The 13,627-nt window shown below is 63.8% G+C and carries 15 protein-coding genes; 6 read left to right on the top strand and 9 right to left on the bottom strand.

The features are described 5' to 3' along the window. Positions 1–80: 80 nt before the first annotated feature. Entirely contained in the window at positions 81–1,739 is a 1,659-nt protein-coding gene (locus FQV27_RS13020) for an electron transfer flavoprotein-ubiquinone oxidoreductase (RefSeq protein WP_147099207.1), read from the bottom strand. A gap of 306 nt (positions 1,740–2,045) precedes the next feature. Here FQV27_RS13020 and greA point away from each other — a divergent pair, with 306 nt between their 5' ends. From greA to FQV27_RS13000, 4 genes are all read left to right on the top strand, one after another. Beyond that, on the top strand, positions 2,046–2,516 hold the full coding sequence (gene greA, locus FQV27_RS13015) for a transcription elongation factor GreA (protein WP_147099205.1): 471 nt from the start codon (positions 2,046–2,048) through the stop codon (positions 2,514–2,516). Beyond that, positions 2,516–3,463, top strand: a complete 948-nt coding sequence (locus tag FQV27_RS13010; RefSeq protein WP_147099204.1) for a hypothetical protein — start codon at positions 2,516–2,518, stop codon at positions 3,461–3,463. The genes greA and FQV27_RS13010 overlap by 1 nt, the downstream gene beginning before the upstream one ends. Before the next feature lie 110 nt (positions 3,464–3,573). Beyond that, a complete protein-coding gene (locus FQV27_RS13005) occupies positions 3,574–4,356 on the top strand; it encodes an AzlC family ABC transporter permease (protein WP_147099202.1) in 783 nt (260 codons plus the stop codon). Next, positions 4,353–4,679: an AzlD domain-containing protein gene (locus FQV27_RS13000; protein WP_147099200.1), complete on the top strand. Its 327-nt coding sequence runs from the start codon at positions 4,353–4,355 to the stop codon at positions 4,677–4,679. The genes FQV27_RS13005 and FQV27_RS13000 overlap by 4 nt, the downstream gene beginning before the upstream one ends. On the opposite strand, the gene FQV27_RS12995 is transcribed toward FQV27_RS13000, so the two are convergent. Genes FQV27_RS12995 through FQV27_RS12980 form a run of 4 tightly spaced genes read right to left on the bottom strand, consistent with a single transcriptional unit; the run spans position 4,667 to position 8,281 of the window. After that, positions 4,667–5,302, bottom strand: a complete 636-nt coding sequence (locus FQV27_RS12995) for a hypothetical protein (RefSeq protein ID WP_147099198.1) — start codon at positions 5,300–5,302, stop codon at positions 4,667–4,669. The two genes, FQV27_RS13000 and FQV27_RS12995, sit on opposite strands and share 13 nt — an antisense overlap. Then, entirely contained in the window at positions 5,302–5,493 is a 192-nt protein-coding gene (locus FQV27_RS12990; protein WP_147099196.1) for an aa3-type cytochrome c oxidase subunit IV, read from the bottom strand. Before FQV27_RS12990 ends, FQV27_RS12995 begins: the two co-directional genes overlap by 1 nt. Positions 5,494–5,550: 57 nt before the next feature. Continuing rightward, on the bottom strand, positions 5,551–6,615 hold the full coding sequence (locus FQV27_RS12985) for an MBL fold metallo-hydrolase (RefSeq protein ID WP_147099194.1): 1,065 nt from the start codon (positions 6,613–6,615) through the stop codon (positions 5,551–5,553). Next, positions 6,593–8,281: an acyl-CoA dehydrogenase family protein gene (locus FQV27_RS12980; protein WP_147099192.1), complete on the bottom strand. Its 1,689-nt coding sequence runs from the start codon at positions 8,279–8,281 to the stop codon at positions 6,593–6,595. The genes FQV27_RS12985 and FQV27_RS12980 overlap by 23 nt, the downstream gene beginning before the upstream one ends. A gap of 144 nt (positions 8,282–8,425) precedes the next feature. On the opposite strand from FQV27_RS12980, the gene FQV27_RS12975 reads away from it, so the two are divergent. Beyond that, positions 8,426–9,379 (top strand): L-threonylcarbamoyladenylate synthase, encoded by a 954-nt coding sequence (locus FQV27_RS12975; RefSeq protein ID WP_147099190.1) that lies wholly within the window; start codon positions 8,426–8,428, stop codon positions 9,377–9,379. Positions 9,380–9,461: 82 nt separating this feature from the next. On the opposite strand, the gene FQV27_RS12970 is transcribed toward FQV27_RS12975, so the two are convergent. Continuing rightward, entirely contained in the window at positions 9,462–10,025 is a 564-nt protein-coding gene (locus FQV27_RS12970; RefSeq protein ID WP_147099188.1) for a YqgE/AlgH family protein, read from the bottom strand. Positions 10,026–10,139: 114 nt separating this feature from the next. Between FQV27_RS12970 and FQV27_RS12965 the strand changes: the two genes are divergently transcribed. After that, positions 10,140–10,913, top strand: a complete 774-nt coding sequence (locus tag FQV27_RS12965) for a protein-disulfide reductase DsbD domain-containing protein (protein WP_147099186.1) — start codon at positions 10,140–10,142, stop codon at positions 10,911–10,913. Positions 10,914–10,917: 4 nt separating this feature from the next. Here the strand turns inward: FQV27_RS12965 and argF are convergent, their stop codons facing one another. From argF to FQV27_RS12950, 3 genes are all read right to left on the bottom strand, one after another. Next, positions 10,918–11,844, bottom strand: a complete 927-nt coding sequence (gene argF, locus FQV27_RS12960; RefSeq protein ID WP_147099184.1) for an ornithine carbamoyltransferase — start codon at positions 11,842–11,844, stop codon at positions 10,918–10,920. Between the two features lie 100 nt (positions 11,845–11,944). Further along, positions 11,945–12,421 (bottom strand): GNAT family N-acetyltransferase, encoded by a 477-nt coding sequence (locus FQV27_RS12955; RefSeq protein WP_186827303.1) that lies wholly within the window; start codon positions 12,419–12,421, stop codon positions 11,945–11,947. Continuing rightward, positions 12,414–13,592 (bottom strand): aspartate aminotransferase family protein, encoded by a 1,179-nt coding sequence (locus FQV27_RS12950; RefSeq protein WP_147099180.1) that lies wholly within the window; start codon positions 13,590–13,592, stop codon positions 12,414–12,416. The genes FQV27_RS12955 and FQV27_RS12950 overlap by 8 nt, the downstream gene beginning before the upstream one ends. Positions 13,593–13,627 lie beyond the last annotated feature (35 nt).

The following is a 13,627-nucleotide window of genomic DNA, read 5'->3' as shown; positions in this document are numbered from 1 at the left end:
GATTTCCGGTGTCGGGCCGACCCTAGCCGTGCGGCTGGGCACACGCAACGCCACCCCCTTCGCTGACCGGACGCTCCCGATCACATATTCGGGTAATTCGGCCCGTCACCGCCCTGCGGGGTTGTCCAGACGATGTTCTGGCTGGGGTCCTTGATGTCGCAGGTCTTGCAGTGGACGCAGTTCTGGAAGTTGATCTGGAAGCGCGGCTGGCCGCCTTCCTCGATAACCTCGTAGACGCCGGCCGGGCAATAACGCTGCGCCGGTTCGGCATATTGCGGCAGGTTCACGTCAATCGGGATCGACGGATCTTTGAGCTTCAGATGGCAGGGCTGGGCCTCTTCATGGTTGGTGAAGCTGAAGCTGACATTGGTGAGCCGGTCGAAGCTCAGCTTGCCGTCGGGGCGCGGATAGTCGATGGGCTGGAAATCCGCCGCCTTGCCGGTCGCTTCGGCATCCGTCTTGCCGTGCTTCCACGTCCCCAGTGGGTTCCAGCCGGTCAGGTTCGCCACCCACATGTCGAAACCGCCAAGCGCCAGCGACGCCCACAGGCCCATTTTCGACCAGAGCGGTTTGACGTTGCGCACCGGCTTCAGATCCTTGGCGATGGGGCCAGACCGCAGATCGTCTTCATAGGCGGTCAGCTCATCGCCCTCGCGGCCCTCGGCAATGGCCGCCGCCGCCGCATTGGCCGCCGCGATCCCCGAGAGCATCGCGTTATGATTGCCCTTGATGCGCGGCACATTGACCAGCCCGGCCGAACAGCCAAGCAGCGCACCGCCCGGAAAAGTCAGCTTCGGGATCGACTGCCAGCCGCCTTCGGAGATCGCGCGGGCGCCGTAAGCCACGCGCTTGCCGCCCTCCAGCAGCTCGGCGACCATCGGGTGATGCTTGAAGCGCTGGAACTCCATGTAAGGGTAAAGATGCGGATTGGCATAGTTCAGGTGGACGACGAATCCCACCAGAACCTGATTGTTTTCAAAATGATAGATGAAACTGCCGCCGCCTGCATTCTTGCCGAGCGGCCAGCCCATCGTGTGGGTCACGGTCCCGGCCTTGAATTTGGCCGGGTCGATTTCCCAGATCTCTTTCATGCCGAGGCCGAATTTCTGCGGCTCGTGCCCGTCCGAAAGGTTGTATTTCGCCATCACCTCTTTTGACAGCGATCCGCGAACGCCCTCGGCCAGCAGCACGTATTTGCCGCGCAGCTCCATCCCCGGCTCGTATTGCGGGCCGGGCGTGCCGTCGGCGTTCAACCCCATCTCGCCCGCGATCACACCGGCCACGCGATCACCATCCATTACAAGCGCGGAACAGGCCATGCCGGGGAATACCTCGACGCCCATCGCCTCGGCCTGTTCGGCCATCCAGCGCGTCACATTGCCCATGCTGACGATGTATTTGCCGTGGTTCGACATCAGGGGCGGCATCGGCCAGTTCGGGACGCGCATCTGCCCGCCCTCGCCAAGAATATAGAAATTATCCTCGGTCACTTCCTGCGTGATCGGCGCGCCTTTTTCCCGCCAATCCGGGATCAGCGCATCAAGACCAGAGGTGTCCAGCACCGCCCCCGACAGGATATGCGCCCCGATTTCCGATCCCTTTTCCAGCACCACGACGTTCAGGTCTTCGTCGATCTGTTTCAGGCGGATCGCCGCTGAAAGACCGGCAGGCCCGCCCCCCACGATCACCACGTCGAAATCCATCGCCTCACGTTCGATGACACTTTCCTGATCGCTCATGGCTGGCCCTCCTGCTCGCAACTATTTGACATGTCCTAAACTCTCGCAGGCCCGCAGGCAAATGTTACGCGGCGATTCAGGCCTATGTTAACGCAAACTGCGCAAACTTCGTGCCAGCATCCCGACCGGAATCAGCCAAGATTCAGCGATCCGCTGCCGGTCGCGCGCGTAAGACTTGCATTATGGGTACGGATCAGGGAACGCTTGCGGCAACGGAATCATGCCCCTGCCATTCAATTGGCGGGGGCTTTGTCCAAACCGATTGCGCGGACAGGCCGCGCCCAGTGACGCAAGACAGGAAGAACGATGGAAAAGATCCCGATGACCCGCGCCGGCTATGAACAGCTTGATGCAGAGCTGCGCGATCTCAAGGGGAAGGAACGTCCCGCCATCATCGCGGCAATCGCCGAGGCCCGCGCGCATGGTGACTTGTCCGAGAATGCGGAATATCACTCGGCCCGCGAGAAGCAGAGCTTCATCGAGGGGCGCATCAGCGAACTTGAGGCCGTGCTTTCACGGTCGGAGGTTATCGACCCCGCAAAGCTGTCGGGCGGGATCAAGTTCGGCGCGACCGTCGAATTGCTGGACGAGGATACGGACGAAGAAAAGACCTATCAGATTGTCGGCGAACACGAAGCCAGCCTTGAGAAGGGACTGCTGAACCTGCGATCACCGCTCGCGCGGTCGCTGATCGGCAAGGAAGAGGGCGATATCGTCGAGGTGCAGACCCCCGGCGGCCTGAAAACCTACGAAATCCTCTCGGTCCGATTCGTCTGATGCCAGATTGGCCTCAAACCGGGCGGCACGCGAACCGGGCGCTGGTGATCGGCGCGGGACTGACAGCGCTTTGGGTGCTGATGCTGCTGGTGTTCTGGCTGACCTCTGGCGGCGCGACGACAGGGCCGGCACGCTGGGTTTCGGTCGTGGCAGCACTGATGCCGCTGGCGCTGATCTGGCTGGCGGTCAGCCTCGCCCGTGCAATCGACACCCTGCGCGAAGAAGCTGACACGCTGCGCGCGACCCTGGAACGCGAGCGTGCGGCAACCGACAGGCCGCGCAACCAAGGCGCGTTCCCGGCGCCGTCCACGCAGACCGCGCGCCCTGTCACGCAGGTGCAGCGCGCCGCGGCGGCAGCCGCGGCGCGAATTCCGGGCCGCGTTCAACCCGGCGGATCAACCGCGCCGGGCGATCCGCGGCAGACGAGCCTTGGCTTCGATACGCCTGATCCGGTCGAGCTGCCGACCGAGGTGACGATCCGCGCGCTGAACTTTCCCGATGGACCGGACGATCAGGATGCCATCGCGGCCCTGCGCGAAGCCTTGCGCGACCCCGATCAGGCGCGCCTTATCCGAAGCGCACAGGATGTGATAACCCTGCTGGCGGATCGCGGCATCATCACCGATGATCTCGACCCCGAAACGACCGAAATCGCTGCCTGGCGCCGTTTCGCTGACGGGCAGCGCGGTCACGCCGTCAGCGGCGTCGGCGCGGTGCGCGACCCGGACATGCTGGAGGCCGCGACCGCCGCGATGCGCGGCGACGAGGTTTTTCGTGACGCTGTTCATCATTTTCTGCGGTTGTTCGACCGCAGTGTGACCGAGCTCATGCCACGTCTCAGCGATGACGAGATCCTGTGGCTGGCGGAAACCCGTTCGGCAAGGGCCTTCATGCTGCTTGCCCGCGCGGCCGGGCTGTTCGGGCAGCAAGAACCGCCGGTCACCTGATCCGATCCGGCATCCGGACGCCGGCGAAATCGGTGCAAGGCCGATCAATCCGTCCTTGCACCGGCCAGCCGCGCGGCTAAGTTGGGCGCGAAATCCGCAGGCCCGTAACCATGACCAAAGCCCCGAATGCCCCGTCGCGCAGGGCAGCCGCGCTGGAAGCCTCTCGCGCCCGCGCCCTGTCCCGCAAGCCGTTCCAGAGCATGATCCACGGCGCGACGCAGTCGCTGCCCTTCCTGCTGGTCATGGTGCCTTTCGGCATGCTGTTCGGCGTCGTCGCGACTGCGGCGGGCTTTGATCTGGCGCAGGTGATGGGGTTCACCGTTCTGGTGCTGGCCGGGGCCTCGCAATTCACGGCCGTCCAGCTACTGAGCGATCACGCGCCGATATGGCTGGTCATCCTCTCATCCCTTGCGGTCAATCTGCGCATGGCGATGTATTCCGCTTCACTGGTGCCGTGGCTTGGCGGGGCATCGCAACCCGCGCGCGCGGCCGTTGCCTATTCACTGATCGACCAGACCTATGCGCTGTCCATCGACTATTTCCAGAACACCCCGAAGCTGAGCTTTGCGCAGCGGCTTGGCTATTTCGCGGGTGCCGCCGTGGTGATGTGCGGGGCGTGGATGGTGTTTTCCTTCATTGGCGCAACAGTGGGTCGTGCGATCCCTGAAAGCGTGCCGCTGGATTTCGCGGTCCCGATCACCTTTCTGGCCATGATCGCGCCCGCATTGCGCAGCCTTCCCCATGCAGCGGCGGCGACGGTTGCGGTGATCGTATCGCTGCTGCTTGCGGGATTGCCTGCCGGCGTCGGGCCGATGATCGCGGCTGTCCTTGCCATGCTGACCGGTGCGGCAACCGAGACATGGATCGTGCGCAGACACGGAGGCCGGGCATGACTTACAGCAGTGCGGAAATCTGGTTCACGATCATCGTGCTGGGGCTGGGGACATTCCTGCTTCGCTACAGCTTCCTGGGCGCGATCGGCAATCGCCAGATGCCGGAATGGTTCCTGCGGATGCTGCGCTATACCGCCGTAGCCGTGCTGCCCGCACTTGCCGCGCCACTGGTGCTGTGGCCCGCGGCCACCCACGGGCAACCCGATCCGGCGCGGCTGGCGGCAGCGGCCGCAACGGTGGTTGCCGGAACTGCCACGCGAAACACGCTGGCCGCCATCCTTGCGGGGGCGGCCACGCTGCTTATCGGGCTTTATCTGTCATAGGCGTGTATCGTGCCGTCCTTCATCCGCAGAAGGTCGCCATGCACCAATCGGGGATCGTTGTCCCGATACTCGGTTGATTGCACGCCCGGAAGGGTCAGGAACCAGCTTCGCATCCGTATCGGGCTGAACCCGCCCGGCGCACCCTGAAAACCGGGAACCTGCCGCAGAACCGCCGTCGTCGCGTTCGCGCAGAATGCCTTATTGGCAGGGCCATTCGCCTCGGCCGCGCGTATCGCTGCATCTGCGACCGCCCGCGTAACAGGCACGGTGTCGACAGTAACGTAATACCGCTCTCCCGGCAGATCGCGCGCGTGATAGTCGATATAGACGTTCCGCATCTGCGGGGTGATGCCATACAGGACGTCATGCCGTTCTGGCGCGCGCGGATGTTCGAAGCTGCCGGCAGGATCGAAGATGATCTGCTGGCTGCCGTTGATCAGAAGCGCAGAATGTCCGCCTTCGCCGCGCGGAATACCGATGACTGTCATCAGCGAGATCGACGGCTGCTCGTTCGAGGTATAGCGCGCGGCGCGGACCGCCTCGTCACTGGCCCATTTGTTATCGGCGCCGCAGGCCGCAAGAAACAGCGGCAGCGCCAGCGCAATCAGGATACGGCGCAGCATCAGGAATTCGTCAGCGCCATGAAGATCAGAACCGCGCCTGACAGGATGCACACCCAGGTTGCGAGGCGCACGAAACCGGCAAAGGTCTTTTCATGGTCCCGGACATCCATGCTTCCATGCACGTGTTCGCCGGTGGCGTGGGCGTGCTCGGTCGCAACATGCGGGTGATCGGTTGTTTTCTGTTCGGCCATCGCCTGTCCCTCGGAACGGTTCGTTTCCGACTTGCATATCCGATTGGCAGGGCGCTGTCACCCGGCGCTTCGCCACAAGTGGCCACCATCGGGATCGACGCCCGCCGGCACGATCCGCCCGCGAATCGAGAGGTAATTCAGATGCGCCACGGCCTCGACCAAAGCCAATCCGAATTCTCCGGGGCCGATCGGGCGCCGGAACAGCGCCGGGAAACACCCGACTGCGGTTTGCGGCGCCTGTTTCAGCAGCTCCTCCATCCGGCCAAGCGCCGAGAGGTGATTCTCGTTCATCTGGCTCAGCCGCAGGGGCAGACCTGTGAAGGGAAGCTTGTGTCCCGGCAGAACAAGGTGGCGATCTTCGGCCATGTCGGCGAAACGCGCGCAGCTTTCCAGCCATTCACCGACCGGATCGGCACCCGGCTCTGTCGGATAGACGCCCAGATTGGGTGAAATGCCGGGCAGCAACTGGTCGCCCCCGATCACCAGATCGTCGTCGAGCGACCAGAATGTCGCATGCTCGGGTGCGTGGCCATTGCCCATCGCGACCAGCCATCGCCGCCCGCCGATATCGACGATCTGCCCTTCCGTCAGGCGGGTGAAGCCCGGCGGAAACGGATGCACCATATCCGCAAAGTTGAAAGGCCGTTCGGTCGCGCGCGCAGCCAGCAGGTCGGCCGGCATCCCCGCCGCGCGCCAGAAGGCAATGGCTTCGGGGACCGGCGCAGGCTGAAAATCCAGCACCAGCATCCGGGCTGTCAGCCATGCCGTACGCGTCGTCCAGAATTCGGCCCCGCGTTCCATGAACCAGCCCGCAAGACCCAGATGATCGGGATGATGATGGGTCGCGATCACGCGCCTGACGGGTTTACCGCCAAGCGGGCCGTCCAGAAGCATCTGCCAGATCGCACGCCCCTTGCCGCTGTCGAAGCCTGTGTCGATCAGCGTCCATGCATCGCCGTCATCCAGCGCGTAGACATTGACGTGATCGAGCTTCATCGGCAGCGGCAGCCGCATCCACAAGACGCCCGGCGCGATCTCGGTCGCGTTTCCAGGCGCCGGGGCATCGACCCAGGGATGGCGGATGCCGGGGGGCGTGCCGTCAGGCAAGGCCAAGCGCCCCATCGCTCAGCATGTTCAGGTCTTCGACGCCAGCTTCCAGCTCTGCCAGATCGGCGGCATTGCGCGGCAGAATGCGGTGAATGAATATCCGGCACAGAGCCTTCTCGTCCTCGCCGCCCGCATCTGCGGCGCGGAGATGGTAATAGGCACCAAGCACCCGCGCGAAGGCCGAGAGATACGGAACCGCGCCGGCGAAACGATCCTGCATGTCCATTTCCGCTAACTTCGCGGTCGATTCGGAAAGGGTTTGCGCGGCTGTCCAGACAGCTTCGGAACAGTTCGGGATCGCCGCGCTGATCTTGCGCGCCTCGTCCTGGATTTCGTCCAGAAGCGCCTGTGCTGCCGCGCCGCCATCCATCATCTTGCGCCCGACAAGGTCCATCGCCTGAATGCCGTTCGTGCCTTCGTAAATCGGCGTGATGCGCACATCCCTCAGATACTGCGACGCCCCGGTTTCCTCGATATAGCCCATTCCGCCGTGAACCTGCACGGCGGTATCGGCGACGCGACAGCCCACATCCGTGCCGTAAGTCTTCGCTATCGGCGTCAGAAGCGCGGCGCGTGCGCCCCAGTCCTCGTCGCCGGTCGCCTCGGCCAGATCAAGGGCGGTCGCGCAGGCCAGGCAGATCGCACGCGCGGCAAAGACCTCGGCGCGGGACGTGGCAAGCATCCGGCGCACATCGGCATGGCGAATGATCGGGCCGAACTGCTCGCGCTCGGCAGCATAGGCGACCGCTTTCTGAAGCGCCGCCTCGGCCACGCCGACGCCCTGCACACCGACGCCGAGCCGGGCTGCATTCATCATCGTGAACATCGCGGCCATGCCACCATGTTCCTGGCCGATCAGCCAGCCGGTCGCACCTTCATAGCTCATCACGCAGGTCGGGCTGCCGTGAATACCCATCTTATGCTCAAGCGAGACGACCTTCAGGCTGTTCGCCGTGCCGGGCTTGCCATCCGCGTCAGGCAGGTATTTCGGCACCATGAACAGGCTGATCCCCTTTGTGCCTTTGGGTCCGTCGGGCAGCCGCGCCAGCACGGCGTGGCACACGTTTTCGGTCAGATCGCAATCGCCCCAGGTGATGAAGATCTTCTGCCCGGTGATCGCATAGCTGCCGTCGCCGTTAGGTTCTGCCTTCGTCTTCAGCGCGCCCACGTCCGAACCGGCACCCGGCTCGGTCAGGTTCATGGTTCCGCTCCACTCACCCGAGATCAGCTTGGGCAGGTAAAGGGCCTTCATCTCGTCATCGGCGTGGTGTTCCAGTGCCTCGATCTGGCCTTGCGTCAGCAGCGGGTTCAACTGAAGCGCAAGGCAGGCGCCGGCCATGAATTCTGCCACGGCCATGTTCACCGCCTGCGGAAGCCCGGCGCCGCCGAAATCGGGGGCCGCCGAAAGCCCGATCCAGCCGCCCTCTGCAATGGCCTGAAAGCCCTTCTCATAGCCCGGCGACGACCGCAGAACGCCATTCTCCAGCCGCGCCGGGGTCTGATCGCCCGATTCGTTCAGCGGCGCCAGAACCTCTGATGCCATGCGCCCGGCCTCACCCAGGATCGCATCGACCATGTCGGTCGACGCCTCTGCGAATGTTTCCGTCCCGGCGACGGCATCGAAGGGGACAATATTCGCGAGGATGAAACGGATCTGATCGACGGGGGCGCGGTAAGTCATCGGTGTTCCTTGTGCTTTCCCGATCCGCTTGCCGGATGGGGGCGCGACGGCTATGCAAGGTTACGTTTCTGCCAGCTTACTAGGCATATGCCTTGCGGCAACCCGTCCCTGAAAAAACCTTGCGTAACAAACCCGTCTCTCGCCATGCCAGCCAAAACCCGCCTACTCACACCGGACTCGGAGCATATTGCCTATGCTGCCATGATGCTGGCGCAGGGAAAGCTGGTCGCGATCCCGACCGAGACGGTTTACGGGCTTGCCGCCGACGCACGAAATCCGACCGCCGTCGCGGGGATCTATGACGCGAAATCGCGCCCCAGTTTCAACCCGCTGATCGTCCACGCGCCTGATCTGGAAACTGCGGCACAGATCGGTGTGATTGATGGGCAGGCAAAGCGCCTTGCCGAGGCATTCTGGCCAGGCGCGCTGACGCTGGTCGTGCCACTGCGAGAGGGTGCCGGGATTGCGTCGCTTGTTACTGCGGGACTTGGCACCGTCGCGATCAGGGTCCCCGCCCATCAGGTCGCGCAGGATCTGCTGCACGCCTTTGGCGGCGTGGTCGCGGCCCCATCGGCAAATCCGTCAGGGCGAATCAGCCCGACCACCGCCGCGCATGTTCTGGCCGGGCTGGACGGAAAACTGGCGGCTGTTCTGGATGCCGGACCGTCGCCGGTCGGCGTCGAATCGACCATCATCGGATGGCAGGGCGGCCTGCCGACATTGCTGCGCCCCGGCGGCATCCCGGCCGAGGCGATTTCCAACTGCCTTGGCCAGCGGCTGGCAATGCCTGCGGCCAATGTCGATGCGGAACGGCCCGCCGCGCCGGGAATGCTGTCAAGCCACTATGCGCCGCGCGCGAACCTGCGCCTGAACGCCAGAACCGCATCGCCCGACGAATTTCTGATCGGCTTCGGCGCTGTCAGCGGCGAGGCGACCCTGTCGGAATCGGGCGATCTGGTCGAGGCTGCGGCCCGTCTGTTCGACGTGCTGCACATCGCCGATGCGACGGGGCGGCCCATCGCCATCGCACCAATTCCCGATCACGGTATGGGCCGCGCCATCAATGACCGCCTGCGCAGGGCCGCCGCGCCGCGCTGAGCGGTTCCGGGACTGCACACTGTCCGCGCTTGTCAGCAGACAGGCCCGCCGAAACATCGCACGCGCTTCTGATTTGCGCAGATCAGGCCCGCCCTGCTGCGCCGGACAACGACAGGGGATCGACGCCCAGGGATTGCAGGGCGCGCATCCAGGCTTCGGCAGGATCGCCAAAGGCATAATCCGGGTCCATATTGGCGGTCAGCCAGCCATTCGCACGCAGTTCGTCATCAAGCTGACCCGGCCCCCAGCCGGAATAGCCGAGCGCGAGCATCGCCTGACTGGGCCCGCGCCCTTCGGCAAGTTCGACCAGAATGTCGCGGGTGGTCGTAAGCGCCAGACCGTTGCCGACATCCATCGACCCATCCTCCAGCGCGCCCTGTTGCGGATGCAAAACAAAGCCGCGCACCGGCTCGACCGGGCCGCCGACCCGAACCGGCAATTCAAGCGCGCCATCCGCCGGCTCGATGCCAAGCATGTCCAGCAGTTCCGGGATGCCCATGCCCTGCATCGGCTGGTTCAGGACAATTCCCATCGCACCCTCGTCAGAATGCGCGCAGACCAGCACGACAGATCGCTGGAAACGCGGATCGCCCATTTCGGGCATGGCAATCAGTATCTTTCCGGTCAGATCGCTGTCATGTTGCATCGCGTCCCTCCTTCCTAAAGGATCGGCATTGTGCGGGCATTCGGCAAGGGTTCGTCGGAATCCATATCGAAAAGGTGATTTCAGACGGCCTGCCGTTCAGGCTAGCGTCGCGCCATGAAACAGCTTCTTCGCGCCGCCATTTTCGGCATTATCCTCCCTGCCCTTCCCGCCCTTGCACAACCGCTTCCCGAGGGCCTTCGTTCGGCACGTTTCCTGCCCGGCTGGACCGATCAGAATGGCGGCCGGGTGGCAGCGCTGGAACTCGTTCTGGAACCGGGCTGGAAAACCTATTGGCGCAGCCCCGGCGATGCAGGATTGCCGCCGGAATTCGATTGGCAGGGCAGCAATATGGGCGATGTCGTGTTTCATTGGCCTGCGCCCGAAGTGTTCCTGTCGGACGGCATGCGCACGCTTGGCTATCACGACCGTCTGGTATTACCGTTCACTATCGCGCCGCGCGATGCGCAGAAGCCGGTCGGGTTGTCGGCGCATATCAGCTTCGGCCTGTGCGAAAAGGTGTGCGTGCCTGCCAGTATCGACCTTGTGGCGGATGCGGCGGGCACAGCCCGCGATCCCCAGATCGAGGCCGCGATGAAGCTTGTTCCTGCGCTTTCGACGCAGAAGCCCGCCTGCGAGATCGGAGAGATCGAGGACGGCATGACCGTCACCCTTTCGCTGCCCGAACCGGGCGCGGATGTGGCGATCGAACACAGTGCCGACCCGAAAATCTGGGTTTCCGCGCCCGAGATTTCCGCCGACGGCACCGAAGCGACGGCCGATTTTGTCACCCCGGAAGGCAAGCCCTTCGCACTCGATCCTGATGCGGTTGTGCTGACCGTTCTCGGCAAGGATGGCGCGGCCGAATATCGCGGCTGCACCACCGGCTGACGCGTCAGACACCCAGGCACCAGCGCATGATCGCCTTCTGGGCGTGAAGGCGATTCTCGGCCTCGTCGAAGATGACCGAATGCGGGCCGTCCATGATGGCGCTTGTCGCCTCGTCATTGCGATGGGCGGGCAGGCAATGCATGAACAGCGCATCCGGCTTTGCCTTCGACATCAGATCCTCGTTCACCTGATATCCGCGAAGCTGGTTGTGCCGGCGTTCCTTGGCCGATTCCGGGTCATGCATGCTGACCCAGGTGTCGGTGACGACCAGATCCGCGCCCTCGACGGCCTTGTGAGGATCACGTTCGATCTGAGCGCGGACCCCCTGGGCGCGCGCAAAGCCGATCCATTCGGGTTCGGGGTCCAGCGGCATCGGGCCGGTAAACGTGAAATCGAAGCCGAACTGACCGGCAGCGTGCAGGAAGCTGGCGCAGACGTTGTTGCCGTCCCCGGACCAAACCACCTTCTTGCCGGCGATGGGACCGCGATGTTCCTCATAAGTCAGAACATCGGCCATGATCTGGCAGGGATGTGTGCGGTTGGTCAGCCCGTTGATGACCGGAACGGTGGCGTGTTCGGCCATTTCGTGCAGGGTCGCCTCCTCGAATGTGCGGATCATGATGAGATCGACATAGCGCGACAGCACGCGGGCGGTATCGGCGATGGTTTCACCGTGACCAAGCTGCATTTCCTTGCCTGACAGCACCATCGTCTCGCCGCCCATCTGGCGCACGCCCACATCAAAGCTGACACGCGTCCGGGTCGAGGGCTTTTCGAAGATCAGCGCGACCATGCGGCCTGCCAGCGGCTGTTCGTCGTCCCGCGTGCCCTTGGGGCGACCGTTCCGCGCATCCTTCATGACGCGCGCATTGTCGATGATCGACCGCAGATCATTCTTGTCGGTGGTATGAATGTCGAGGAAATGGTTCATCTGTCTGTCTTTCGGCTGGATCGGGCCAGCAAGCCCATAAGTCTTTGCGGGGTCAAGAGGTCGAGGCCCCACGCGCATGCGTCGATAACCTGTCAGCGAGTTATCGTCGGCGCGTCATGACCAGCACCGGCTTGCCGTCGGCATCGGGCCGGATCACGTCACCATCGAAGCCCGCCTTGCGATAGGCGCGCACGGCAGCAACGTTGTCGGTCGTCGGGTCGATCGCCAGCATGGAGACCTGTTCCAGCAGTTGATCGCCCAACTGCCGCAGCCATTCCCCGCCATGCCCGAACCCGATCGGCCCGCTGAACAGATCCAGCGCAATCGTGTCATGTGGCAGATGCCCGAATTGCGGCGCGGGCCAGCGGCGGGCCTTGTAATGCTGGACATAGGCGATGGGATCATCACCCAGGCTGACGATCAGCGGGGTGATCGACGGATCGCCAATATGGTCGCGGATATGGGCGATCTGATCGGCGCCATTGGGCCACCAGCGGCTGACCTGCAACTGGTTAAGCCAGCCCGACAGCATGGTCAGGTCGTTGCCCGTCACCGACCTGAAGGCATACTCACCCATCAAGCGCCCCTGCGGCCTTGTCCAGCCGGTCGACGGCCTCGGCGATTTCCTCATCAGTGATGGTGAGGGGTGGCAGCAACCGCAGCACGTTATCGGCAGCGGCGACGGTCAGGATTTGCGCGTCATAGCCCGCCTTGACCAGATCGCCGGGCGCGATCCTGCATTTCAGCCCTAGCATCAGCCCCTGCCCGCGCACCGATTCAAAGACATCGGGATGGGCTGCGACCAGCCCTTCCAGTTTCTGCCGCATCAGCGCGCCCTTGCGGCTGACCCCGGCGAGAAAATCGGGATCGGCGACGATTTCCATGACCCGCGCTCCCACAGCGCAACCCAAGGGATTGCCGCCATAGGTCGACCCATGCGTCCCTGCGACCATCCCCGACGCCGCCTTCTGCGTCGCCAGCACGGCACCCAGCGGGAAGCCCCCGCCGATGCCCTTCGCGACCATCATGATATCGGGCGCAATGCCGGCCCATTCATGCGCGAACAGGCGCCCAGTGCGGCCCATACCGCATTGCACCTCATCCAGAATCAACAGCGCGCCGGTCTGATCGCAAAGCGCGCGGATTTCCTTCAGATCGGCATCGGGCAGCGGGCGGATGCCGCCTTCGCCCTGAATGGGTTCGATCATCACCGCACAGGTCCTGTCGCTGATCGCGGCACGCAGCGCATCCATATCGCCGAAGGGAAGCTGCCGGAAGCCCGGCATCAGCGGCCCGAAGCCCTTGACCATCTTTTCCGATCCCGCCGCAGCGATTGCGCCAGTGGAGCGGCCGTGGAACGCGCCTTCGAAGGTCAGGATCTCGACCCGTTCGGGCTGGCCTTCATGGTCCCAGTATTTCCGCGCCATCTTGATCGCCAGCTCTGCTGCCTCGGTCCCGGAATTGGTGAAAAAGACCGTGTCGGCAAAGGTGTTCTCGACCAGCAGATCGGCCAGCTTTTCCTGCTGCGGAATCTTGTACAGGTTCGAGACATGCCAGATCTTGCCTGCCTGTTCGGTCAGCGCGGCGACAAGATCGGGGTTCGCATGGCCAAGCGCGTTGACCGCGATGCCCGCCCCCATATCCAGATATCGCGTCCCGTCCTGGGCAATCGCCCAGACCCCCTCGCCACGCTCGAAAGCCAGCGGCGCACGGTTATAGGTCGGCAGGACATGGGGGAATTCGGACATGAACAGGCTCCTTCAACTGGCCTTGGTCGGAATAG

Origin of the sequence: Paracoccus aurantiacus (genome assembly GCF_007993065.1) — a bacterium.
Taxonomy (GTDB): Bacteria; Pseudomonadota; Alphaproteobacteria; order Rhodobacterales; family Rhodobacteraceae; genus Paracoccus; species Paracoccus aurantiacus.
Note: the sequence above shows the minus strand (reverse complement) of the source record. Positions and strands in the feature narration are given on the sequence as shown.

Excerpts from the sequence above, each read along its gene's own strand:
- greA (WP_147099205.1), top strand. The coding sequence starts at position 2,046 with ATGGAAAAGATCCCGATGACCCGCGCCGGCTATGAACAGCTTGATGCA.
- FQV27_RS12950 (WP_147099180.1), bottom strand. The coding sequence starts at position 13,592 with ATGTCCGAATTCCCCCATGTCCTGCCGACCTATAACCGTGCGCCGCTG.
- FQV27_RS12985 (WP_147099194.1), bottom strand. The coding sequence starts at position 6,615 with ATGGGGCGCTTGGCCTTGCCTGACGGCACGCCCCCCGGCATCCGCCAT.
- FQV27_RS12980 (WP_147099192.1), bottom strand. The coding sequence starts at position 8,281 with ATGACTTACCGCGCCCCCGTCGATCAGATCCGTTTCATCCTCGCGAAT.
- FQV27_RS12975 (WP_147099190.1), top strand. The coding sequence starts at position 8,426 with ATGCCAGCCAAAACCCGCCTACTCACACCGGACTCGGAGCATATTGCC.
- FQV27_RS13020 (WP_147099207.1), bottom strand. The coding sequence starts at position 1,739 with ATGAGCGATCAGGAAAGTGTCATCGAACGTGAGGCGATGGATTTCGAC.
- FQV27_RS12970 (WP_147099188.1), bottom strand. The coding sequence starts at position 10,025 with ATGCAACATGACAGCGATCTGACCGGAAAGATACTGATTGCCATGCCC.
- FQV27_RS13000 (WP_147099200.1), top strand. The coding sequence starts at position 4,353 with ATGACTTACAGCAGTGCGGAAATCTGGTTCACGATCATCGTGCTGGGG.
- FQV27_RS12955 (WP_186827303.1), bottom strand. The coding sequence starts at position 12,421 with ATGGGTGAGTATGCCTTCAGGTCGGTGACGGGCAACGACCTGACCATG.
- FQV27_RS12995 (WP_147099198.1), bottom strand. The coding sequence starts at position 5,302 with ATGCTGCGCCGTATCCTGATTGCGCTGGCGCTGCCGCTGTTTCTTGCG.
- argF (WP_147099184.1), bottom strand. The coding sequence starts at position 11,844 with ATGAACCATTTCCTCGACATTCATACCACCGACAAGAATGATCTGCGG.
- FQV27_RS12965 (WP_147099186.1), top strand. The coding sequence starts at position 10,140 with ATGAAACAGCTTCTTCGCGCCGCCATTTTCGGCATTATCCTCCCTGCC.
- FQV27_RS12990 (WP_147099196.1), bottom strand. The coding sequence starts at position 5,493 with ATGGCCGAACAGAAAACAACCGATCACCCGCATGTTGCGACCGAGCAC.
- FQV27_RS13005 (WP_147099202.1), top strand. The coding sequence starts at position 3,574 with ATGACCAAAGCCCCGAATGCCCCGTCGCGCAGGGCAGCCGCGCTGGAA.
- FQV27_RS13010 (WP_147099204.1), top strand. The coding sequence starts at position 2,516 with ATGCCAGATTGGCCTCAAACCGGGCGGCACGCGAACCGGGCGCTGGTG.